Origin of the sequence: Pseudoalteromonas sp. 0303, from assembly GCF_013349995.1 — a bacterium.
Classification (GTDB): domain Bacteria; phylum Pseudomonadota; class Gammaproteobacteria; order Enterobacterales; family Alteromonadaceae; genus Pseudoalteromonas.
Map to the genome: position 1 here is coordinate 47238 of NZ_JABVXF010000013.1, position 22795 is coordinate 70032.

Consider the following 22795-nt stretch of genomic DNA (forward strand, 5'->3'; position numbering starts at 1 on the left):
TAAAGCATAGACTGGATTTTGGGATTTTCTACAACTTAAGAATTAAAAAGTCATTTTTTATATTGGCGTGTCTGCTGAGATAGGACTAGAGTTTTTTAAGTACTATTTACAGAGGTGATGGATATGCTTTTTTCTCATCATGATCATTCACACAGCAAAGTGCTTGTTGTTGATGATGAGCCGACTAGCTTGATGATTATGGCCGAGTCATTAAGTGACCTTGGTGAGATAGTTTGTTGCGATAATGGTGCACAAGCAATTGAGAAAGCCGCTTTCTTTCAGCCCGATGTGATTTTGCTCGACATTGAAATGCCCGGCATGAATGGCTTTGAGGTGTGTAAAAAACTTAAAAACAACCCTAAAACTGCGCAAAGTCATGTGATTTTTGTCACCTCTCATAATGAGCAAATATTTGAATATCAGAGTCTTGCAAGCGGCGGGATTGATCTGATCCATAAACCCGTTGATTTGAACATTTGTCGCCTGAGAGTACAAAACCAGTTAAAGCTTAAACACCAAGAGGCGCAAATACTGGCTGCAAAAAATGATATTTCGACACTCGTTGCTCAAGTACCTGTGTATATATCTTACTGGTCAAATACCGAGGAAAACCTTTTCAGCAATGATGAAACCAGCCATTGGTTTTCAAAAAGTAGCGAGCAAATGTTAGGTTGTTTCGCCAAAGATGTATTACCAGATGAATTGTATGAGGCTTTTCATCGCTGCTTGACTAAGGGCATAGAGCAAGAAGTTATAAATATTCAGTTGCCTAGCCCTCGCAATAAGATTGAATATGTTAGGGCACAAATTAATTTAAGAATAAAAGAGCGAGAAGTTGTAGGTGTTATTCTTACTCTTTCGGATATCACCTCAATTACCCATACAAAAAAACTGTTATCGAATGAGTCTGAACGTTTACGGGTTATGCTTAATTCTATTGGTGATGCCGTAATAGCCACGGACAACAACGCAATAATTAACTTTGTGAACCCCATTGCTGAGCGATTAACAGGTTGGCACGCTGAAGAAGCAAAAGGGCGCCATATTGAAGAAGTAATGCAACTCACTGATGCCACATCAAACACTAAAATTATCAATCCAATTTCTGTTGCTTTAAAAGAGCAGCGCATTGTTGCTATGGCGTTAAATAGTCAATTAACCGGGCTTGATGGGCGAGTGTATAGGGTAGAAGATTCAGCTGCACCGATACGAGATATTGAGGGCAACATTATCGGCGGTATTATTGTGTTTCATGATGTTAGTGAATCGATAGCGATGGCAGTGAAAATGAGCCATTTAGCAAATCATGACTTGCTAACAGATTTGCCTAATCGGGTGTTATTACACGACAGGGTCACCCATGCTTGCAAGGTCGCAAGCAGCATGAATAAGAATGTAGCGTTAATGCTGATTGATATCGACCACTTTAAGTACTTAAACGATACTCTAGGTCATCACCAAGGCGATTTAATTATTAAACATGTGGCTAAGCGCCTTGAGTCTCTCATCGATTTAAACACCACGTTAGCTAGAATTGGCGGTGATGAATTTGTGATTTTATTACCTGACGTGCAGAGCACCTCCGCGATAGATGCCATTGCCAGCGACATTATTAACACCATGAATGAGCCGTTTCGTATTGATAGCCAAGAGTATATTTTATCGGTCAGTGTGGGGGTGAGTGTTAACCCTGCGGACTCTACTCAAGCAGAAGAAATGATGACTCATGCAGATGCCGCTATGTATCGTGCTAAAGAGCAAGGGCGTAATCGGTTTTGCTATTACTCGGATGATTTAGAGCATCAGTTTAAACAGCGTCAAAGCGTTGAAAAACTCTTAAGAAATGCCATTGAGCAAGATAAAATAGAGGTGTTCTATCAGCCGAAGCTTGAGCTTTTAAGGCATAAAATTATAGGTGTTGAAGCATTAGTGCGGCTTAGAAATAGCGACAATAAGCTTATTTCTCCACTGGATTTTATTCCGCTTGCTGAAGAAACCGGACTTATTCATGCCTTGGGTAAGTCAGTGCTTAAGCAAAGCTGTAAAGCGGCTAAAGAGTGGGCCGACAAAGGGCATAACATAAAGGTTGCCGTGAACATTGCAGCAAAACAATTTACCGATGGTAATTTTTGTAATCTCGTTGCTGATGCCATTGAACAGGCGGGGCTTGCCAGTGAACTGTTAGAACTTGAAGTAACCGAAAGCGCATTAATGCATGATTTTGAAGAAATAAAAATTATGCTTAATAAGCTATCTGACTTGGGGTTAACCATTGCCATAGATGACTTTGGAACGGGTTATTCAAGTTTGTCTTATTTAAAGCTCTTCCCCGTCGATGTACTCAAAATAGATCAATCTTTTGTAAGAGATATGCTCAGCGATACACAAAGTATGGACATTGTTAGAACCATCACCAGCTTAGCGCATACCTTAAATTTGCAAATTGTGGCTGAAGGTATTGAAGAAAAGCAGCATTTAAACAGTTTAATCGATTTAGGCTGTGAGCTTGGGCAAGGGTACTATTTTCATAAGCCCATGCCCAAAGAAGAGTTTGATAAGCTGTTAGGTTAAGCCATGGTATGGCTGTAAAGGATTCCACAGCCGATAAAGATAAGTGCAACACCGCCGATTGCTTCGGCTTTTTTGCCAACCCAACCACTCATTACGTTACCAAGTAGTGCGCCGATGGTAACCATAATTGTGGTTGCTAGGCCTATCATTGCGGCTGCTAAGTAAATGTTCACTTTCATGAATGCAAGGCTAATACCGACTGTCATCGCATCGATACTGGTGCCAACGGCGGTTAACACAGTAGCGATAAAAGAGCGCTTGGTATTCGGGGCAAGTTCCTCTTCATCATCATCCTTACGACTCTCAAGCAACATATGAATGCCCAAACCCACTAACAGCATGAAGGCAATCCAGTGATCAAAGGCTTCAACGTAATCTGCACCGGCACTGCCAATTAGCCAGCCAACAATCGGTGCGATAGCTTCGATACAGCCAAACAATAAACCCAGCTTGATTGCACTTAGAACGCGAGGATTTTTAAGCGTACTGCCTTTGGTAATTGAAGCTGCAAAAGCATCAGTCGACATTGCAAGCGATAAAACGCTTAGAGTAATAATATTCAATTTTTGCGCCCCACAAAAAGTGGGCATTATACTTAGCTGAGCCGTAAACAGGTAGGTTAATTTACGGCTCAAATAGCTAAGGAGCTTAATAAGCGCTGTACTGATAATTATTCATTACAGTGCCATCTTTGGTTACAAGTTTTGGCTCAAGTTTAATAAGCTCTTCATAAACATCAGGGACAAAAACTTTTAGACGCTGGGCACGACGAAAGTGGTTAGGCTCATATTGCTCAACAAGTTTTAATGCGCTTGGCATATAGTCTGCGAGGGTTTGTGTGTTATAGCTTTGCTCCAGTGCTTGGTCGAGAATATCAAGCCCATGCTTAGAAAAATCATGCGTAACTGCAAGGCTCATTAAAAACTCAACTGCTGCATTTGAATGCATGCTTGCATAAAAATACATATCGTTGTTTTGCATGTCTTTTAATGAAAAATCAAAGCCGTTGTCAGCTAATGTTTGCCATTTTTCTAACGCTAACTTAGTAAATACATAAAGATTTTCAGGTGCGGTTGGGTCGACTCTGTTTTGCCAAATAGACGTCAGTTGTTGAGGGTTTTCTATTGTTGCTGCAAGCAACATATTTGTTTGGTGGGTACTGAGTTTTGCCGTTTGGGTAATCGTTGCAACAGTATTAAGGTCTTTTTCGACAATTGCTTCTTTAAAGGCTTGATACTGCGTTGAGGTTTGATATTTATACTCATTTGAATGCAAAAATTGCCAATTATGAACTTGCACAGGGTCGATTGCTTGAAGCGTATCGGGAGTTAGTAAGCCTTGTTGCGCTTCGAGCGTTTCTAATTCTTCGAGTGCTTGAGAGCGTGTTTTTATCGCTTCTAGTGAATTGATCCGCTGATCTATCGTTTCACACTCAGGAGTTATTTTTTTGGCTTGCTGTTTTTGTCTTTCATAGGCACTGAGAGCTTTTGATATTGCAGAGTTATCTTTTTCTTTACGCTTAAATGCTTGGTTATTTGGGATTAGCTTTAAATCTTTGAACTGAGAAAAAGCATCATTAGCAACTTGGTCGCCAACAAATAAAAGGCTACTTGGTAAGAATGAAGATTTAAGCATCAGTAGCCTATCGCTCGGTGTGTCGCGCACAAGCTCGCCGTGAGCTAGATAACCTTTATTTTTTAGATAACTTAGTGTTTCTAAGTGCTTGCTCTCTAGTGGCTTCACTTCGCTATTTGAGCTGCCCTTAAGGTTTACAATGGCAATATCCATCGCTGTAAATACATTTGGCTGATTTGTGGGCTCAATACCTCGCCCACTTAACAACTTTAAAATTGGTACGTTAAATTCACTCACAGCCACATCAGCAAGGTTTAAATACAGTTGTTCATCCATAAATTCATCACTCATTGCTGTAGGCGAGCCGCCTAGCTGTGCTGTTTGAGAGATGAGGGCTGTTAAATAATCATTAGGTAAGTTGCTTTTTAAAGCCACAGCGATATCGTTAACAGTAAACTCTTTGCTGGATATTGCGTTTTCAAACTCAGTCAAACTAAGCGTATGAGCATTAGCAAGAAACAAAATAGATGGTGAAATGAGCCGTGATGGACCGATTTTAAATGGTGTTTTTAAATAGGTATTAAAATCATCGTTGTTATCCAATAGTTTGTACAACGCTGTTTTGTTTACTTGCTCAGGTAATGGAACATTAAACATCATTGAGCCAGTATTTTGACTAAGGGGCCCATTAACTGCCGTTAGTTGATTGATTGTATCTGCATCAAAATAATCAATGACCTCAAGCCCTTGCCAGTTTTTTAAGATGTCAACTGATGAGGCATATTGAAATTGCTGTTCTGCATTCTCTTTGACTGCGTTAATAACTAAGGTATTAAATGAACGGTAAGATATTTTCACAAGCTCTGAATAACTTAAAATATCTTCAAGAGAGTCGCCGTCTTTTAATGCTTGTTTAATCGCCGCTTCTATTTGACTGTGATCAGCTGCAGCTTGAGTGGCTTTTAAACTTTGTTGCTTACACTGGTGTTTGGCTAGCTTGAGTTTAGCCAGCTCTGATGCTTTGCTATTTGGTAGGCTTAATGGTTCAAATAAACTCGTAGCGTTATTTTGTTCAGCGACAGTAGCAGAAGATGTCGAGACTTCATTGCTTATCGCTTCGATAGGAGTGGGTTTATCTAATATCAGGTAGCTACCAAAGGCACAAACCCCTGCAAAAACGGTTAGCGAAATACCTTTTTTCATATTCAATCCATGGATTTATTTTGCCTGAAGTGTATGGCTTTATATTTTGATGTCAATGACTTGGGGACAAAGTGCACAAATAGCCGACAAACAACTAATTTGTCGGCTTTATGCCGTAGCTTAATGCAGTTTCATTTTTGGCCTAACAACGCGTAGTACTTTTTCGCTGATCCACAGTGCAAAGGTTTTTGCACTGCCATGGATGGCACGTTGATGCATACGATAGAGCGAAATATACATAAATCGCGCTATTTTCCCCTCAATAAAAAAGCTGTTGCTGGTTAAGTTGCCCATTAAACTGCCTACAGTGCTGTAGCGTGACAAGTTAACTAAAGAGCCATGATCACTGTAGGTAAAGGCACTGAGTGGCTGGCCTTTGAGTGTCGCAATCAGGTTTTTTTCAACACATTGCGCCATTTGATGGGCTGATTGCGCTCTGGGTGGCACTTGTGTGCCATCTTCTTGAGTAAATGCACAGCAATCACCAATCACAAAAATATCGTCGTGAACGCTACTTTGCAGATATTGGTTCACCTTAATTTGGTTATTTCGGGTAAGTTCAAAGATACCAATATCTTTAATGAAATCAGGGGCTTTTACACCCGCAGCCCAAACCATAATATCGGCTTTGATATGTTCATCGTTTTTGGTGATAAAGCTGTTTTCTGTGGCCTCTTTTACTTGCGTGCCTTCGCGCACCGTTACCCCTAATTTAACCAGTTCACGCTTAGCCGAGTTTGCAATTCGCTCGGGTAATGCTGGCAAAATCCGAGGCCCCGCTTCAATTAAATCAATGTGTAAGCGTTTAGCGGTCATTTTATTCAGGCCATACATTTTCAGCATGTCTGACACATGATAAAGCTCTGCCGACAGCTCAACCCCGGTTGCACCACCACCCACTATGGCAATGGTTAAGGAGTGCTGAGGGTCGTCATCTTGATGTAAGCGGGTGAAGTTATCGAGTAGAGCATGCTGAAAGCGTTCAGCTTGTTGGTTTGAATCAAGGTAGAAACAATGCTTGTTAACGCCTGGGGTATTAAAGTCGTTACTGACACTGCCTATAGCAAGTACGAGGTAGTCATAACTCACTTGGCGCTCAGGTAAAATGCGGTGGCCGAGCTCGTCTTTTAACTCGCTTAAAGTAATGGTTTTGTTGGTTTGATCTAAGTGGCAAAAGCTGCCGAGTTGAAAATTATAATGGTGTTTTGCTGCATGAGCTGAGTATACAACGCCGTCTAAATCGGCATCAATCGACCCCGTCGCTACTTCATGAAGTAGCGGCTTCCAAATATGGCTGCGGTTTTTATCGATTAAAAGTATCTCTGCTTGGCGTTTTTTCCCGAGTTTGTGTCCTAATTGTGTTGCCAGTTCTAAGCCACCAGCGCCACCACCGACTATCACGATTTTAGGAGGTTGGTTAATCATTACGTTGCCCTCAAAAGTATAATACCTAAACACTCTTGAAAAAAAGCGCTTAGGTATTGCAAGTCCATCCATCAATACCCCATGGCAACGCGTCCATTGTGCGCCTTTTTACTGGTTTTGTCAGTACCCGGTAAGAACAATATAGTGTGCTTAGTTATATCAACGGCCTTGGGAGATTGAGTTAAACAGGTTAACATGGCTAATTCGCAGTAAGAGACCTATCATTACCTGAAAAGGGAATGACAGTGAGGGATCAGGATGACTACACCACTACACACTTCGTTGAATCAATACTTTGGCTTTAATGAGTTTCGCCAAGGTCAGCAACAAACCATTGAGCAGTTATTAAATCAGCAATCGTCGTTGGCAATTTTTCCAACTGGCTCGGGTAAATCTTTGTGCTATCAATTAACTGCAATGCACCTACCTAATTTGACCTTAGTGGTATCGCCATTATTGGCACTGATGAAAGATCAAATCAGCTTTTTAAATAGCAAGGGTATTTACGCGGCAAGCCTTGATTCAAGCCAAACCAGTGAGCAAAGTCATACGGTAATGAGTGATGTGCGAGCAGGAAAGGTGAAAATTTTAATGGTCTCAGTTGAGCGTTTTAAGAATGAGCGCTTTCGTGAATTTATTAAACAAGTGCTTATTTCGATGCTGGTGGTTGATGAAGCGCACTGTATATCTGAATGGGGTCACAACTTTAGGCCTGATTACCTAAAACTGCCGCGCTATCGTGAAGAGCTTAATATTCCGTTGGTATTGCTACTTACCGCCACCGCAACTAAAAAAGTAAAGCGCGATATGTGTGAGCGTTTTGCCATTGCCCCAGAGCGTGTAGTGCAAACTGGCTTTTACCGAAGCAACCTAGATTTATCAGTGCTCAGTGTTGCAAGCCAAGAAAAACCTCAGCAATTAGCAAATATCATAGCCAGCCAACAAGGGGCAGGGATTGTCTATGTCACCTTACAGCATACCGCTGAGCAAGTGGCCGAAGGCTTGGCAAGAGCGGGCTTTAATGCAGTGGCCTATCATGCAGGCCTTGAGGATGATAAACGCTGGCAAATTCAAGATGATTTTATGGTGGGTAAAATCAATATCGTCGTGGCAACCATTGCTTTTGGGATGGGGGTTGATAAGTCTGATATTCGTTTTGTGATCCACTATGATTTGCCAAAATCGATTGAAAATTATAGCCAAGAGATTGGCCGTGCAGGGCGAGATGGTGCGCCATCAAACTGTTTTACCCTAGCAAACCTTGATGGCTTAAATACCGTTGAGAACTTTGTTTATGCCGACACGCCCGAGCAAAGTGGGATTGACTATGTCATTAATAACATTCGTAACGAGCAAACGAATAACCAGTGGGAAATGCAAGAGTACAGCTTATCGAGCGAAAGTAATATTCGTGCTTTAGCATTAAAAACCTTACTGGTGCAGTTAGAAATGCAAGGGGCTATTACGCCTTTATATGCCTATTACGCCGATTTTAAATATAAGTTTTTAACGGATCAAAACGAGCTACTTAGCCAGTTTGATGCTGACCGACAAGCGTTTTTACAACAGGTATTCAAACACACTGAGTTTAAGAAAATTTGGGGCACACTTAATTTTGATGCGTTAACCCGTGCCACTCAAGTTGATAGAAAACGTGTGGTTGCAGCGCTCGATTATTTGGCCGAGAAAGGTCATATAGCCCTTGAAACTAAACGTATTACGCAAGTGTATGAGGTGAATAACTCGGTAATAAACAACGCAGATTTAGCACCGCAACTTCACCAATATTTTATCGAAAAAGAACAGGCCGAAATTAAACGTATCGCCACTTTAGTGCGCTTTTTTGAGCTAGATAGCTGCTTAAGTTATAACTTAGCCCGCTATTTTGATGACCAACATGCACCCCAGCAATGTGGCCATTGTTCAGTGTGTAGAGGACAGCAAGTAAAGCTTAGCTATTCATTAGTGCATCAAATGCCTGAGCAAAATGTGATTGCCAGTAAAGTTGCAGAGCTTAAACAGCACTTAGCCGCTAAAGGAATTAGTGATGTCAGCATCGATACTCAGTGCCGCTTTTTAGCGGGCATGAGCGTGCCTTTATTTACCCGTAATAAAGTCAGGCAGCTTTCAGGTTTTGGCCTTTGCGAACAGCAGCGCTACAGTGACATTAAAGCCCTGCTACAGCAGTTGTAGCGGATAGATTAATGTTTAATAAATATTTATAGTTTGAAATATACAAAAACGTGTATAAAGTTTATTCGCGAAATAAAATTATACTTTCTATATAAGGCTTTGAGTTTTTAAGGATATAAATGTTAGCTGTTACGGAGATTGTCAGACAATTTAAACAAGGCCAGACGACACCATTTTTGTGTAGGACTGATAATGATGAGCAATACATTGTAAAAGGTGCTCGTGCTACAGCTAAAGGGTTGGTTAAAGAGTGGATTGCTGCGCATTTATGTAGAAGTTTTGGTTTACCTAACCCTGATTATGCTCTCATATATGTTGATGATGCACTTGTTGAATATGGATATGATGATCTTGGTTCTGGTATGTGTTTTGGTTCTAGATTCATACCTAATATTCAAGATGTTACATTTGCTGAGTTGGAATTTTTATCAAATGAACTTTTAAGAGATCTCTATATTTTTGATTATTGGATAAAAAATGATGATAGGAATCTAACAAGCTTTGGAGGTAATCCAAATCTGTTCTATGAGCCCTTAAAAAAAGAAGTTTATGTACTCGATCATAATTTGTCTTTTGAACCTAATTTTTCTTTAGAGAAGCATAAAGAGTTACACTTAGGCAGGTCAGCTTGGAATGATCCGCAGTTACCACTTTGGAGCCGGGTTGATTACGAAGATAAGATGGAGGCTTCATTAAAAAATATTGATGCTGTCATAAACTCTTTACCTGAAGAATGGCTTGAATATTATGATTTAGATAGCATTGAGAGTGAAATAATCGTAGTATTAAAGCAATTTAAATTGGCAAAATTTTGGGAGGATATAAGATGAAAAATTTATGCAAATACTCAATCATACGTTTTATGCCTTTCAGTGAAACACAAGAATTTGCCAATGTTGGAATATTATTATTCTCTCCAAAAACAGGTTTTATTGACTACAAATTAGCTCCTAAAAGCTTTGGTCGAGTTACAGAATTTTTTGACGATTTAAACGGTGAGCTTTACAAAAGTGCTTTAGTTACTTTTGAAAAAGAATTAGCAAGAGTGAAAAACTTAGGCTCTAGGTTTTATGGCGAACAACAAGTTAAGTTGCTTGAAGAAGTTACTCGGTTCAGGGAAGGGATTGTTAGTTTTAGTGAGACAAGAGCTGTACTGCATGAAGCTCCTCAAATCGCACTTGAACAGCTATATAACAAGTATATAGCCAGAAACTTTGTGACTAAAGAGTACCGCGAACAGCAAATGGTTGAGGCTCTAAGACAAGATTTAAAAGATAATATCAGGGGCGTGCATTATACACAGCAGAAATTGCCTGCTGGTTTGGGTGTTCAAATTGATATTCCTTTAGTAACAAAAGGAAGTCAAATTACTAAAGCAATAAAGCCATTGTCTTTTAATCAAACAAAACCATTAGCATTAATAGAACACGGTGAACAATGGATAAATCGCGTTAGGCGATTAATTCAGGCTGGAGCTATTGAAGCACAAAACATGCTATTTACACTTGAGAAGCCCAAAAGCAAAAAAACAGAGCTTTTAAAAGCGTACGATGAAGTTACTAATGAAATGGAAATGCTTAATACAAAATTCACTCTCTTTGAAGATAGGAAAAGTATCTACAGTTTTGCTACTAGTTTTGAAGATGAAGAATTTAAGTTAATTTCTACTTAGAAATTTCAAATAAAGTCCAAAGGCAACCTTTTCTTGGTTGCCTTTTTTACAGATTTTTAACCAATTTGAATACTGGTAGTCGGGTAGGTTAAAGGTTGGCTGTGCTGGCGAGCAAAACAATAAGCAAAGGTTAATGGCCCAACCCGACCTATCAGCATCAGCAGTATGATGATGAGCTGACTAGGCGCACTTAAATCCCCAGTTATACCCCGCGAAAGGCCTACGGTACTGAGTGCCGAAATTGCCTCAAAGGTGATATCAAGTAACGACCCTTGTTCAAGCTTGGTGATGATCATAATGCTGGTAAAAGCGATAAATAAGTACAGTATCATGACGCTTAATGCCTTGATCACTAACTTGTCGCTCAGCTGACGGTTAAACACGGTGACCGTGGTTTGCTGTTTTAAATAGCTGCGCATCGCTAAAATTAGGATCACAAAGGTGCCTAGTTTTATGCCGCTCGCCGTACTGACTGAACCACCGCCAATTACCATCAGCAGCATAGTCAAAAGCGTTGAATCTTGACTCAAGCCATCAATCGGTAGGGTATTGAACCCTGCGGTACGAGGTGTCACCGCTTGAAACCAAGCCGTTAATATTTGCTCAGACGTTGATAGCGGCGCTAGTGTCGCGGGATTGGCGTGTTCAAAGAAAAAAATCAATATAAATGCGATGCAGTTGAGCACTAAGGTGGCAATTAACACCAGGCGGGTATTGGTCGATAGTAATGACCAGCGCTTTTGTTTGTAGATATCAATCAGTACAGTAAACCCTAAACCACCGATGATAAACAAAGCGGTGATCACTACGTTTACGGTTATATCGCCCTTGAATGCCGATAAGCTATCGCCACTTAACGCAAAGCCCGCATTATTGAACGCCGAAATCGTATAAAACAGACTGTGATAGGCGCTTTTTAGTGCGCCATAGTCATCGAACCAACTAATAAAGAGTAAGCAAAATGCCACCGACTCAATCACTAATGAATACACTAAAACATACTTAGCAACCTTGATCACCGAGGTTAAATCGTTAGTGTCAAAAGCGCGGCTAGCGAGTAAGCGTTGTTGTAAGCCTAGGGTTTTTCCTAAACTTAGTATTGAAATCACCGCCACGGTCATAAAGCCAATGCCACCTATTTGAATCAGCAGCATGACCACGCTTTGACCAAATACAGTCAGATCAGTACCTGTGTCGATGACCACCAGCCCTGTTACTGTAACCGCAGAGGTTGCCGTAAATAATGCATCGAGCCAGCTGATCGGTTGGGTGCTTGCCATTGGTAGCATAAGCAAGCCCGTGCCGAGCATAATTAACACAATAAAGCCGATAGTAAGCACTAAAGGTGGGTTTATTTTTTGCCGCTTACGGCACTTTACACCGCTAAATTGTTTTGGATAAACGTTGGCTTGCCAGTTAATCATAATGCACGAAACCGTTTTGCTAATTTAGTTAAGTAAGTTTTAGAGCCCAGTAGCACCAGACTATCGCCGTGACGCAGTTCGGTGTCGTTAGTCAGCTCTGTATTGAAGTAATCATCACGTCGTAGTGTGAGTGGTTTAATATCGCTATTACGTTCTTTGAGTAGCCAGCCAATTTTGCGACCTGAAAGCTGCAGATCAATGCCTAGTTCAACAATAAACGTGGATTGGTTAAGCGGGAAATATTGATTAACCATTGGGTAGTTAAGCGCTTGCGCAACCCTCACGCCCATTTCTTCTTCAGGGTGAATTATGCGGTCAACGCCAAGTTTACTTAGTATTTGATGGTGGCTTTTGGTACAGGCTTTTACCCAAATTTGCTTTACGCCTAAGTTTTTTAAGTGCAATACACATAAAATACTGGCTTCAATATTCTCGCCAATGGCCACCAATACGGCTTGGCAACTGGGTAAATCGAGCCGTGCTAATTGTGTTTCATCACTGGCATCAACCACCACGGTAAAACTGAGTTGGTCGGCATAGTGATTAACGGTACTTTCGCTAATATCGGCGGCACACACTGTATGACCTTGTTTTGAAAGTTCTAAACAGGCGGTTACGCCAAAACGTCCTAATCCGATTACTGCAAACTGAGCCATTGTCTTTCTCGCTATTGTGGGTACGCGCTAAATGCTAATGGCAAAAAAACAGAAGTCTCTAGAGAGCTTGAAAGCTTTATAAAGATTTTATGCCGAGATAAAAAAACTTTATAAAAACTTTATAGTGACAAAATTGAAAACCCTTTAATCTAATAGGGACAAACAATAAGTGAAAAGATGATGCAGTCATTATTCAAAATACAGTATTTAAAAGCCGCATTTTTAAGTGTGTTGATGCCACTTGTCGTGGTGCTCGCGATATTTCCGTTTCGAGAATTGTTTACAACCACCGATATTGTGATGCTACAGCTTTTGTGGGTGACATGGGTTGCGGTGCGCAGTAATCGTCGTGTTGCTGCACTTACCACCTTAGTGAGTGTTGCCTGTACTGACTGGTTTTATGTGGTGCCGTATTTTACTTTTCATATCGAAAATATTGAATATGTGGTCACCTTTTTGGTGATGTTGATTGTGGGTTTAGTGATAAGTCACCTTGCCGGGGAGCTCAATACCAAGGTACGCGATGTGCAAGCTCATGCTAGTAATAGTCGCTTATTGTATGAGTTAGCAAAAAAGCTTAATGATCTCGATAGCCTTGAGGAGCAAAAGCAGCTGTTTTTAACAACCATGGCCGCGCATTTAAAGGTTGCCTGTGACTGGCAGATAACAGCGTCAAAGCAGTTTATTTATTTAAATGAACAACAAGCTGAATTTGGCGGCATCGCGTTTGCCAAAGCACTTAATGCCGAGCAACAGGCTTTGGCGAATACAGCGTGCTCTTTGTTGTATCAGGTTCAAGAAAAAACCTTACTACGCGAGCAATCAGCGGCGATAAAAGTACAGGCGGAGCTAGAGAGGTCAAAAAACACTTTATTGCGCAGTTTATCCCATGACTTACGTACGCCATTAGCGACCATTATGGGCGCATCAAGCATGTTGGCTGATGATGATATTCAACTAAGCTCTGAGGTTATCAAAGAGCAAGCCGCTAATATTTATGAGCAAAGTAAAATACTTAACCAGCACTTTGATAAAGTCATGGAGCTCAGTAAAGTGAATAAGTTAGCTGAGAATATTAAATGGCAAAAACTACCCATTTTGACTTTAATTAGCGAGGCAAAATCTCGTCGTCAGCAGCAATTGCAAAACTTTAAACTAAGCACTCAGGCTCAGCAACAAAGCATCTGTTTTGGCGATGAAACCCTACTAGAAATTGCCTTGGCTAATATGCTCGAAAACGCAGCTCGTTACGGAGATGGTTCGGCGAACATGCAATTTATTGAAACGCACAATGAATACCAAATTGTGTTAACCAATTCTTTTGATAATAAGTATGAGACGAGTCAAGATGAAGGCGTTGGCCTAGGGAGTGTTATTTGCGATGTGGTTGCTAAATGTCATCAGGGGCGCTTTGAATTAACCCTTAATGAGCAGACAAAGCAGGCAACAGCTATATTAATTTGGAGTAACAGCCGTGGCTAATATTTTGGTTTTAGAGGACTCACCACCTCTGCAAAGTTTTTTAAAAACACTATTAAAAGCCAGTGATCATGAAGTCAGTGTGTGCGCCAAAGGGCTTGATGCGTTTGCACTTTTAAGCCAGCAGCAGTTTGATTTAGTGCTGCTTGATTTAGGCTTACTTGATATGGATGGGCAAGATTGGCTGGTGGAGTTTAGGCAGTGGAGTCTGCTCCCTGTATTAGTACTTTCTGCACGCGATGGCGAAACAGAAAAAGTTACCGCGCTTGATAATGGCGCTAACGATTACCTAACCAAACCATTCAGCGCAAACGAATTATTAGCACGTATTCGGGTGCTATTGCGCACACAAACAGCACCAAGCCTAACTCTTCAATGTGGCGATATTCACATCGACCCACATAAGCACGTGGTCCGTAAAGGCGCTGAAGAAGTCAAACTAACTAAAAAAGAGTACGCTATTTTGCTGTTATTGTTTCAGCAAAAAGACAAGGTGTTAACGCATAACGCTATTTTATCTGAGGTGTGGGGAGAGCAGTATATTAATCGCCCTGAATACGTGCGTGTACATATTGGTCAGTTAAGACAAAAGCTTGAGCAAAATGCGGCGAGCCCTAAACATATCTTAACCGAGCCCGCCGTAGGTTATCGATTAGTAGAATAAAATATCTTTTAACATCGCTTTAAGTTGTTTTTGTAACTGGCCTTAGGTACTGTTTTAGGAAATAAAATACCAAAGCGGAAATCTTTTCATTGGCTATGCATCAAAATACCGAGCAGGGCATTAATTCTCTGTCGAATACACAGCTTGAAGACGTGATTGCAGAAATCGAGCAGGCCATTGAGTGGCACCAGTCATGGTATAGAAATTTATTAAGGTGCTTAATTGCAGACATACCTGCAGATGAACAAGACTTAAGCGATAATGCTCATAACCTTTGTCGCTTTGGGCAATGGTTTAATAAGCTTCCCGAGCAGACCCTAAACCTTCATCCTTATTTTTCAGAAATCGCTTGTGCACACCAAAAGATGCATCAAGGTGCCAAGGTTCTGTTATCGTTGAAAGAAACTAAGTCTGCTATTTCGGTCAATCTATTGGATCAGTTTCATGCCGATTTAGATAGATTACGAGTGTTATTTGACACCCTTATTGATGAGTTCTCTGAACTACTGCACACCCGAGACCCTTTAACGGGCGCATCAAACCGCACAAACTTAGTAGAAAACCTGCAAAAAGAGCATGAGCTTTGTAAACGTAAATCACTGAGCTGTGCAATGATAATGATCGACCTTGATCACTTTAAGCAAGTGAACGACGAGTTTGGCCATGCTGCGGGCGATAAGGTGTTAATCGCGCTAGTTAAATGCATTAAATCTCATCTGAGAGAGTATGACCAACTCTATCGTTATGGCGGCGAAGAGTTTTTAGTCTGTTTACCTCAAACCGAGCTTGAAGGTGCCAAGTCATTTTCTGGGCGATTGCGAGCTGGGGTTGCTGCTTTAAAAATCGATATAGGCAATGATCAACATATTAATGTAACAGGCTCATTTGGCGTTGCGCTAATAAATGCTAATGATGATATCGAAACGGCAATCGAAAGAGCCGACCAAGCCATGTATCAGGCTAAAAAGTCAGGTCGCAATCGAGTGTGTGTGGCTTGATTGGTAGCTTTGGAGCTTTATTTTATTGAACAGGGAAACAGTGACAGTATACACACTGTCACTGCACATCAGGTCAGTCGTATTTCGCTTCTAACTCGTTTGCTGTGTGATAACTTTCGTGAGTTTTCAGTTGCTCTAAATAACGTTTAATTTCAGGGAAATGTTCTAGCAGGCCTGCCTCATCAGCTTTCTCTACAACAAAAGACATCATAAAGTCAGCGCCGGTCAATGTGTCATCCACTAAGTACTGCTTACCTTTTAATTGCTGGTTAACATAACTCAGTATCTTGCCAATTTCATGATCAGCATAATCACCAATAAAGTTGGTTTTACAGCCATCTTTTGTAATAAATAATTTTAATAAAAAAGGGACCATTGCTGAGCTTTCGGCAAAATGAAGCCATTGCTGATAATCAACATAGTTGTCGCTTTGCAGGCTCGGCATAAACTTACCTTTGCCGTACTTACTAATTAAGTAGTCGGTAATTGCGCCAGACTCAGTAATTACTTTGCCGTTATCTTCAAGAACAGGAGCTTTGCCCAGCGGGTGAATTTGTTTTAACTCATCAGGTGCTAAGAATGTCTCTTTATTACGTTGGTAGGCAATAATGTCGTAATCTACATCTAGCTCTTCCAGTAACCAAATAATACGTTTAGAGCGTGATTTATTTAAATGGTGTAATTTAATCATTTGTTATCCTTAATAACGGCGTAGCCATGCTGACTACGCCTTGAAATTTAAATTGGCTGCTGAACTTGCACGACAGTTTTACCGAAGTTCTCACCATTTAACATCGCATTAAAGGCGTTCAGCGTATTTTCGAAATTAGCTTCAAGATGCTCTTTATATTTGATTTTTCCTTCGCTTAACCATGTTTGCATGTCTTTTGCGAATTCTTCATAACGATGGGCGTAGTCATCAAAAATAATAAACCCTTGCACTTTAATGCGTTTCTTTAAAATGTGACCCATAAGCATAGATAAGCGATCTGGACCCGGCGGTAATTCGGTCGCATTATATTGCGATACTAGCCCACACAGTGGCACCCGTGCTTTTGTATTCAACAGGGGGAACACGGCATCAAATACATGGCCACCCACATTTTCATAATAAACATCAATACCTTTCTCGCAGGCTAAGTTTAGCTGTTCAGTAAAGTCATCTGCTTTATGGTTAATACAAGCATCAAAGCCTAGGTTTTCAACAGCATGTTGACATTTTTCTTTACCGCCAGCTACGCCAACGACCTTACAGCCTTTTAATTTAGCTATTTGCCCTACAGTTGCACCGACAGGCCCTGTAGCTGCAGCAACTACTACTGTTTCGCCCTGTTTTGGCTCACCAATATCTAAAAGCCCCATGTAAGCGGTAAAACCAGGCATACCCATAATACCAAGTGCATAAGAAGGATTTTCAGGGTTTTTCCCCAGTTTCATTAAGCCTTCAGTGTCGCTTATTGCGTATTCTTGCCAGCCTGTGTATGCCAATACCCATTCGCCCTTTTGATAATCAGGGTGGTTCGACTGCTCAACTTGGCATACGGTTGCGCCTACCATCACATCACCAATCTTTACAGGATCAGCGTATGATTCAGCATCGCTCATTCGTCCTCGCATGTAGGGATCAAGTGATAGATAAATTGTTCTAAGTAATACCTCACCCTCTTTTGGCGCAGGTACTGAGTTTGTTTTTAATACAACATTTTTATCATTCGCTACGCCTTTTGGACGTGTCTCAAGAATATATTGACGATTCTGAATATCAGACATACTAAGCTCCTTTTGCCAGCAGTAAATTAAGATACGCCTTTAACGTTTTGCGGGCATAACATTAAAAATCAATACTAAAATTGTAATTGCTGAATAACAGACTCATTATAAGGTCACTTACGGTTTTGAACTAATTATAGGAACGGTGTATGCTGTTTTAAACACTGAGCTAATTGAAAAAGGATTGATATGAAGCGTATTTTACTATTTTGTGTAGCGGTTTTTGCAACCTCTTTGCAAGCCAATACTGATGTATTATCAGTGGATCCGGTTATGCTCTCTGGCAGTGCTTTTTCATTTGAGAATGATGCCAAGCGCTACCCTAAGCAAAGCCAATTTAGCATTGTCCATAGTGTATTAATGAGCAGTGAAAGTGGTCGCCGTTTAGCGGTTGTGACGATTGAAAATAAAGCATCGGGATCGCGAATTCTTCAGGCTGACCATATTATGGCGCTGTTTGCCGATGGGCGTCGTGTACATCCTCAGAGCTTTGACGAAGGTATTAAGTTAGATGATGGCGAAAAGCGTTCTTTGACCTTATCTTTTGGTGAAAACGAATACCCAATTTTAGCGGTATACACGAGTTTAGATGAGTAAAAGGAAGACCTATGAAACTACTTAAGCCACTGGCAATTACATTACTTTTAAACTCACCGTTAACCTTTGCAGTTGATAGCCAAGACTTTGTTAAAGACAACGTTTTTACGCAAGGCGTTGAAGGGCCAACCATGTATAACGGTGCTTTATACGCAGTGAACTATGCCCAGCAAGGAACCATTGGCCGAGTTGATAACATGGGCAAAACATCGTTATTTGTGCGCTTACCCGATGACAGCGTTGGTAATGGCTTACAGTTTGACTCACAAGGCAATTTGTTTATTGCTGATTATGTTAACCACAACATTTTAAAAGTACCTGCTGGCAGCAATAAAGCAGAAGTGTTCGCCCATAATAGTAAAATGAATCAGCCCAATGACATTGCTATCACTCAACGTGGGGCGCTGTTTGCAAGTGACCCTAACTGGGCAAACGAAACGGGTCAGCTGTGGCGTATAAATGCGGATGGCAGCACCCATTTACTCGAAAAAAACATGGGGACTACCAATGGGGTGGCGGTTAATCACGACAACACTAAGCTTTATGTGAACGAGAGTGTGCAGCGAGTTGTTTGGCAATATGACTTAGATGAGAACCTAAACATTAGTAATAAAAAGCTTTTGATTAAGTTTGCTGATCATGGCTTAGACGGCATGCGCGTTAATAATCAAGGGCATGTGTTTATTACTCGTTACGGCGCAGGAAAAGTGCTTGAAGTCTCGCCTACGGGCAAGCTCTTAAATAGCTATCAATTAAAAGGCCAGCATCCAACGAATTTGGCTTTCAACGAGACGCAAAACAAAGTGTATGTCACCATGCAAAAGCGTGGTGCAATAGAAGTCATTGAGCTTTAGCCTTGTTTTGCTCGTGCAATCGCGGCGGTGATTGCCGCTCTTGCCTGTGGACTATTTTGCCAGCAACTTGAGTGCAACATCGACGCTACTCGCTCAGCAATGGTGTTTGCATCAAACCCCGCTAACTCCTCAAACGATTCAATACCAATTTCTTCAAACCGTTTTATCACCGTAGGCCCCACACCTTTGAGTGCTAATAAAGCGCTGCGCTCTTGCTCGCTAAATGGCATTTGTTCGTTCCTTGTTGATTAAATAAACTCAATGATTTGCCATAACTCGCCTGCAGGACCCCAAAGGTTTAACTCTTTTCCCCAAGGTTGCTGAGTTATGTCGCTGTGCTTCACGTTAAAGTCATTTAGTCTACGTAGTTGTGAATACACTTCATCAATATCTAATACACTCAACTGCAACATCAGGTTGTTTGCTAATTGAGGTTGATAAAAATCTTGTAAGAAAAAACCGCATTCCCCACTTTCACATAGACAAAGTGTGTCTGAAACTGTGGTTAACTCAAAGCCAAATGCTTTGTAGAAAGCTTGAGATTGTTGGTAGTCCTTACTTGGTACAAAAGCACGGATGTCATCTACTTGCATAATTTTCCTTCCCTATTGAAGGTACTTTGCCATATTAATTTTACATAGCAAATCTAATTTTTAGGTAATAAAAAAGCGCACCGGGCAGGGTGCGCTTGAGGGGATCAATCCTGTGTAGCTAAAACAGTAGGATTAATTAAAAGCTTGGAGCATATCTCAGTGAAACACCGACTGAGCGGCCAATTACACTATAATCACTCACGGTGTTAAAGTGATTTGCGCCTACCTCAGGTGTTGGTGGTTCACGGTCTAATAAGTTATCGACACCAAAGTTAACAGCAAGTTCCTCATTAACTTGCCATGCAGCGGCAAAGTCTAAGTAATTTTGTGCTGAGATTGTTTCTGAACGGTCGACAGCATACTCTACTTCACCGATTCTGCGCCAGCCAAGTTGGAAGTTCATGTTGTCTAACTGCCAATCAATGCTTGCGCGGTGTTTGTAGTCAGCTTGCAAGATACTCGCAAAGTCGCCCGAACAGGCGCTGCCATAAGTTCCTTTACAGTCTACTTCAGGTACAGTGCTGTTGTTCTGACGGGTTTGTTTAGTAACAAAGTTACCTTGGTACGAAAATCTAAAACGACCACCCATTTGCTCAGGTGCATCAATCACATAATTTGCTGCAACGTCGATACCTTCTTGCTCAATAGCGGCTAAGTTAAAGTCATTAACGATGGCTGTGCTAATAAAGCCAGTGTTTGGATCGCGAAGTACCGCACCACACAGTGGGTTATTCGGGTTCGGGTCATCAACATAGCAGCTTTGCAGTGCTGCACCAGGTTGAATTTGGCTCACCGCATCTGTTACACGAATACTGTAGTAATCGAGTGATAAATCAAAACCTTCTAAATAGCTAGGTGTATAAACAATGCCTAATGTATCTGATTCGGCTTGCTCAGGTTTAATATTCGGGTTACCACCATAGGTGTACTCTGCGGTACTTGAATCGAACTCAGTGCCAACAGGTGGCGCACCAAACGCTGCACATTGAGTTGCATCACCGGTGCCCAGTAAACATGGATCGCCGTTATAACGCCCTGCTAGGCGTGGTACAAATTGATCGCTGTTTTGGTCAAATAACGATAACGATAGCGCTGTGATTGGGCTGGCAAATTCACCTAAGTTAGGTGCTCTAAACGCGGTTAAGCGGTTTGCGCGAATACGAATGTCGCTGTTTATAGCCCAGTTGATACCTAGTTTGTAAGTGTCTTCTGCTTCGGTATTTGAGTAATCAGAAATACGGTAGGCACCTTCAAAGCTAAGCTCTTCAGCAAAAGGTTTATCAACTAAGATAGGCACTAAAATTTCGGCGTAGAACTCTTCAGAGCTAAAGCTTGCATCCATATCAAATGCGCTGATAGACGCAAAGCTGGTACCGTTTCTAAATGCATCACCTGGGGTTTGTTTACCGGTTTCTTTACGGTATTCATAACCAATTGCAAAATCGATAGGACCGGCTGGTAATTCAAATAAGAATCCAGAATCACCCGATAGTGTTGCTGAGATCACACTTTGTGTACGGTCGCGAGTGGTATAAAGCAGCGGATCGCTAAAGTCGCTGAAATCATGGTTTGGATCAAAAATATCCACTGAATTTGCAAGGGCAGCAAAGCGACTATTACCGCTGTTATCGTTGCGGTATGCGTTATTGTAAATGGTTGCTACTTCGTCAGTTTTGCCGTACTGACCATATACGTCGTAGTATAGGTAGTCTGTTATATCACCTTTTAAACCTAGTTGAAATTGCATTGAATCACGTACCGCTTCGGTGTGTTGTACACCTAAACCTAGGTTACGTTCAACATTAACAAGGGCATCGCCTTCGCTATCAAACGTGAGTTGGTTGCGTAGTTCATCAGGAATATATGCATTGTCTTGCGTTAGGGTTACTTGCTCGTTAACAAAAATCGGTGTTTGGCCACTGGCACCCGCACCATTTACGGTCACTTTAGAATACATTGCGCGGCCATAGGCAATGGCACTGTCGCTGACATCAACGTCGAATAATAAGCCTGCAGAAAAACGATCCATTGGTTGAGTTAAATAACGATCAGGAGTGAAATCAGATGTTTGACGATCACTTGTTACAGCTCCTGAGTCAGCAATACCAATGCTATTGCCAGATGCAACGTCAGTATAATAACCACCGCTGTTGATCATTGCCGTTGAGTTTTCAAGCGCATAGTCACGCTCGCCGGCTAATAGCTCTTTTCGTTCGGTGTAACCTATGTAGCCTGTTACATGACCGCGGCCATCGGCGATGTCACCGCCAAAAATTGCTTCAAAGTTAACCTTTTCGTTACCGCCGTCGGCACTTTCGTAACTGGTTGAGAACTCAGCGCCAGTAAAATCATCGTCTAAAACAAAGTTAACAACACCGGCTACTGCATCGGCACCATAAACCGCTGCGGCACCACCGGTTAATACATCAACGCGTTTTATTAATCCGGCTGGAATAGTATTTACGTCAACCGAGTTACGAAAACTAAATGGTACTGCGCGAGTACCGTCAATAAGTACCAACGTACGGTTTTGGCCAAGGCCGCGTAAATCTATGGTTGATGAGCCAAATGAGTCACCGACTGTGGCACCTGTGCTGTTTGCACCCGCCGCAGCTTGTGGCAGTTTTGCGGTAATATCTTCAACGTTCACTGCGCGGTCTAGGTGAATTTGTGCTTCATCAACGCTCACCACTGGACTACTTGAGACCAGCTCTGTACGTTGAATACGTGAACCTGTTACGGTGATCACTTCAGGTTTTTTTACTTCAGTAGTTTCTTCTGCGTGGGCATAACTAATAACTGAACTTACAGCTAGAGCTAAAGGTGATAGCAGCAATAGCGAGCGATGCCCTGTTGATGCATTTGCTTTCATGATGATTACCTTGCGTTTTATCATTTAAATCAACACAGGTTGGTGGATGACCTAGACCATTTAGTTAATTTAATGAGCCATACTTTTTGTTATGATGCTTGTGTGTTCTCCTTTTAGGGAGTCCACCGATACAGTTTTAAAGCAATTTAAAAATCTTTGCAATAATTATTCTTTAAATCTATTATTTTAAAATATAAACTATTCCAAGTCGTTAACCCGCTTATTTACATCTAATAAGCTGATTTTAAG

19 protein-coding genes are annotated in these 22795 nt (G+C 41.3%); 9 read left to right on the plus strand and 10 right to left on the minus strand.

All coding sequences use genetic code 11. The features are described from left to right. Nucleotides 1-123 precede the first annotated feature (123 nt). Nucleotides 124-2571, plus strand: a complete 2448-nt coding sequence (locus tag HUS62_RS10550; RefSeq protein WP_175079476.1) for an EAL domain-containing protein — start codon at nucleotides 124-126, stop codon at nucleotides 2569-2571. Here HUS62_RS10550 and HUS62_RS10555 read toward each other — a convergent pair. The 3 genes from HUS62_RS10555 to HUS62_RS10565 form a co-directional block, all read right to left on the minus strand. Next, nucleotides 2568-3134, minus strand: coding sequence for a manganese efflux pump MntP family protein (locus HUS62_RS10555; RefSeq protein ID WP_175079477.1), 567 nt, complete (start codon nucleotides 3132-3134; stop codon nucleotides 2568-2570). The two genes, HUS62_RS10550 and HUS62_RS10555, sit on opposite strands and share 4 nt — an antisense overlap. Nucleotides 3135-3219: 85 nt before the next feature. Beyond that, on the minus strand, nucleotides 3220-5349 hold the full coding sequence (locus HUS62_RS10560; protein WP_175079478.1) for a hypothetical protein: 2130 nt from the start codon (nucleotides 5347-5349) through the stop codon (nucleotides 3220-3222). A 120-nt stretch (nucleotides 5350-5469) separates the two neighbouring features. Further along, entirely contained in the window at nucleotides 5470-6774 is a 1305-nt protein-coding gene (locus HUS62_RS10565; protein WP_175079479.1) for an NAD(P)/FAD-dependent oxidoreductase, read from the minus strand. A 258-nt stretch (nucleotides 6775-7032) separates the two neighbouring features. On the opposite strand from HUS62_RS10565, the gene HUS62_RS10570 reads away from it, so the two are divergent. The 3 genes from HUS62_RS10570 to HUS62_RS10580 all read left to right on the plus strand — a co-directional run bounded on the left by HUS62_RS10570 (nucleotide 7033) and on the right by HUS62_RS10580 (nucleotide 10639). Then, entirely contained in the window at nucleotides 7033-8967 is a 1935-nt protein-coding gene (locus HUS62_RS10570; RefSeq protein ID WP_175079480.1) for an ATP-dependent DNA helicase RecQ, read from the plus strand. A gap of 119 nt (nucleotides 8968-9086) precedes the next feature. Next, on the plus strand, nucleotides 9087-9797 hold the full coding sequence (locus HUS62_RS10575; protein ID WP_175079481.1) for a HipA family kinase: 711 nt from the start codon (nucleotides 9087-9089) through the stop codon (nucleotides 9795-9797). After that, nucleotides 9794-10639, plus strand: a complete 846-nt coding sequence (locus tag HUS62_RS10580; RefSeq protein WP_175079482.1) for a DUF3037 domain-containing protein — start codon at nucleotides 9794-9796, stop codon at nucleotides 10637-10639. Before HUS62_RS10575 ends, HUS62_RS10580 begins: the two co-directional genes overlap by 4 nt. Nucleotides 10640-10695: 56 nt before the next feature. Here the strand turns inward: HUS62_RS10580 and HUS62_RS10585 are convergent, their stop codons facing one another. Both HUS62_RS10585 and HUS62_RS10590 read right to left on the minus strand, forming a co-directional pair. Further along, a complete protein-coding gene (locus tag HUS62_RS10585; protein WP_054553461.1) occupies nucleotides 10696-12063 on the minus strand; it encodes a TrkH family potassium uptake protein in 1368 nt (455 codons plus the stop codon). After that, nucleotides 12060-12719, minus strand: coding sequence for a TrkA family potassium uptake protein (locus HUS62_RS10590; RefSeq protein WP_054553462.1), 660 nt, complete (start codon nucleotides 12717-12719; stop codon nucleotides 12060-12062). The genes HUS62_RS10585 and HUS62_RS10590 overlap by 4 nt, the downstream gene beginning before the upstream one ends. 177 nt (nucleotides 12720-12896) lie before the next feature. Between HUS62_RS10590 and HUS62_RS10595 the strand changes: the two genes are divergently transcribed. The 3 genes from HUS62_RS10595 to HUS62_RS10605 all read left to right on the plus strand — a co-directional run bounded on the left by HUS62_RS10595 (nucleotide 12897) and on the right by HUS62_RS10605 (nucleotide 15860). After that, entirely contained in the window at nucleotides 12897-14201 is a 1305-nt protein-coding gene (locus tag HUS62_RS10595; protein ID WP_258536763.1) for a DUF4118 domain-containing protein, read from the plus strand. Next, nucleotides 14194-14862 (plus strand): response regulator, encoded by a 669-nt coding sequence (locus HUS62_RS10600; RefSeq protein ID WP_175079483.1) that lies wholly within the window; start codon nucleotides 14194-14196, stop codon nucleotides 14860-14862. Before HUS62_RS10595 ends, HUS62_RS10600 begins: the two co-directional genes overlap by 8 nt. 95 nt (nucleotides 14863-14957) lie before the next feature. Beyond that, nucleotides 14958-15860, plus strand: coding sequence for a diguanylate cyclase (locus HUS62_RS10605; protein ID WP_258536766.1), 903 nt, complete (start codon nucleotides 14958-14960; stop codon nucleotides 15858-15860). A 73-nt stretch (nucleotides 15861-15933) separates the two neighbouring features. Here HUS62_RS10605 and HUS62_RS10610 read toward each other — a convergent pair whose 3' ends face one another. Together HUS62_RS10610 and HUS62_RS10615 are read right to left on the minus strand one after the other, a co-directional pair. Further along, complete coding sequence (locus tag HUS62_RS10610) at nucleotides 15934-16551, minus strand: glutathione S-transferase family protein (RefSeq protein WP_175079485.1); 618 nt, start codon at nucleotides 16549-16551, stop codon at nucleotides 15934-15936. Between the two features lie 47 nt (nucleotides 16552-16598). Further along, on the minus strand, nucleotides 16599-17630 hold the full coding sequence (locus HUS62_RS10615) for an NADP-dependent oxidoreductase (RefSeq protein WP_175079486.1): 1032 nt from the start codon (nucleotides 17628-17630) through the stop codon (nucleotides 16599-16601). Between the two features lie 189 nt (nucleotides 17631-17819). Here HUS62_RS10615 and HUS62_RS10620 point away from each other — a divergent pair, with 189 nt between their 5' ends. Beyond that, a complete protein-coding gene (locus HUS62_RS10620) occupies nucleotides 17820-18227 on the plus strand; it encodes a hypothetical protein (protein WP_175079487.1) in 408 nt (135 codons plus the stop codon). 11 nt (nucleotides 18228-18238) lie between these two features. Continuing rightward, nucleotides 18239-19081 carry an SMP-30/gluconolactonase/LRE family protein gene (locus tag HUS62_RS10625; protein ID WP_175079488.1) on the plus strand — a complete coding sequence of 281 codons (843 nt, stop codon included), beginning with the start codon at nucleotides 18239-18241 and terminating at the stop codon, nucleotides 19079-19081. Here HUS62_RS10625 and HUS62_RS10630 read toward each other — a convergent pair. The 3 genes from HUS62_RS10630 to HUS62_RS10640 form a co-directional block, all read right to left on the minus strand. Beyond that, nucleotides 19078-19311 (minus strand): helix-hairpin-helix domain-containing protein, encoded by a 234-nt coding sequence (locus HUS62_RS10630; protein ID WP_175079489.1) that lies wholly within the window; start codon nucleotides 19309-19311, stop codon nucleotides 19078-19080. The genes HUS62_RS10625 and HUS62_RS10630 overlap by 4 nt on opposite strands. Nucleotides 19312-19329: 18 nt before the next feature. After that, entirely contained in the window at nucleotides 19330-19674 is a 345-nt protein-coding gene (locus HUS62_RS10635) for a lactoylglutathione lyase (protein ID WP_175079490.1), read from the minus strand. Nucleotides 19675-19810: 136 nt separating this feature from the next. Beyond that, a complete protein-coding gene (locus HUS62_RS10640) occupies nucleotides 19811-22546 on the minus strand; it encodes a TonB-dependent receptor domain-containing protein (protein WP_175079491.1) in 2736 nt (911 codons plus the stop codon). Nucleotides 22547-22795 lie beyond the last annotated feature (249 nt).

Bases quoted from the DNA above. Each gene is read 5' to 3' on its own strand.
- HUS62_RS10620 (WP_175079487.1), top strand. From the start codon at position 17,820: ATGAAGCGTATTTTACTATTTTGTGTAGCGGTTTTTGCAACCTCTTTG.
- HUS62_RS10560 (WP_175079478.1), bottom strand. From the start codon at position 5,349: ATGAAAAAAGGTATTTCGCTAACCGTTTTTGCAGGGGTTTGTGCCTTT.
- HUS62_RS10625 (WP_175079488.1), top strand. From the start codon at position 18,239: ATGAAACTACTTAAGCCACTGGCAATTACATTACTTTTAAACTCACCG.
- HUS62_RS10570 (WP_175079480.1), top strand. From the start codon at position 7,033: ATGACTACACCACTACACACTTCGTTGAATCAATACTTTGGCTTTAAT.
- HUS62_RS10585 (WP_054553461.1), bottom strand. From the start codon at position 12,063: ATGATTAACTGGCAAGCCAACGTTTATCCAAAACAATTTAGCGGTGTA.
- HUS62_RS10640 (WP_175079491.1), bottom strand. From the start codon at position 22,546: ATGAAAGCAAATGCATCAACAGGGCATCGCTCGCTATTGCTGCTATCA.
- HUS62_RS10550 (WP_175079476.1), top strand. From the start codon at position 124: ATGCTTTTTTCTCATCATGATCATTCACACAGCAAAGTGCTTGTTGTT.
- HUS62_RS10590 (WP_054553462.1), bottom strand. From the start codon at position 12,719: ATGGCTCAGTTTGCAGTAATCGGATTAGGACGTTTTGGCGTAACCGCC.
- HUS62_RS10610 (WP_175079485.1), bottom strand. From the start codon at position 16,551: ATGATTAAATTACACCATTTAAATAAATCACGCTCTAAACGTATTATT.
- HUS62_RS10580 (WP_175079482.1), top strand. From the start codon at position 9,794: ATGAAAAATTTATGCAAATACTCAATCATACGTTTTATGCCTTTCAGT.
- HUS62_RS10565 (WP_175079479.1), bottom strand. From the start codon at position 6,774: ATGATTAACCAACCTCCTAAAATCGTGATAGTCGGTGGTGGCGCTGGT.
- HUS62_RS10635 (WP_175079490.1), bottom strand. From the start codon at position 19,674: ATGCAAGTAGATGACATCCGTGCTTTTGTACCAAGTAAGGACTACCAA.
- HUS62_RS10630 (WP_175079489.1), bottom strand. From the start codon at position 19,311: ATGCCATTTAGCGAGCAAGAGCGCAGCGCTTTATTAGCACTCAAAGGT.
- HUS62_RS10575 (WP_175079481.1), top strand. From the start codon at position 9,087: ATGTTAGCTGTTACGGAGATTGTCAGACAATTTAAACAAGGCCAGACG.
- HUS62_RS10615 (WP_175079486.1), bottom strand. From the start codon at position 17,630: ATGTCTGATATTCAGAATCGTCAATATATTCTTGAGACACGTCCAAAA.
- HUS62_RS10605 (WP_258536766.1), top strand. From the start codon at position 14,958: ATGCATCAAAATACCGAGCAGGGCATTAATTCTCTGTCGAATACACAG.
- HUS62_RS10595 (WP_258536763.1), top strand. From the start codon at position 12,897: ATGATGCAGTCATTATTCAAAATACAGTATTTAAAAGCCGCATTTTTA.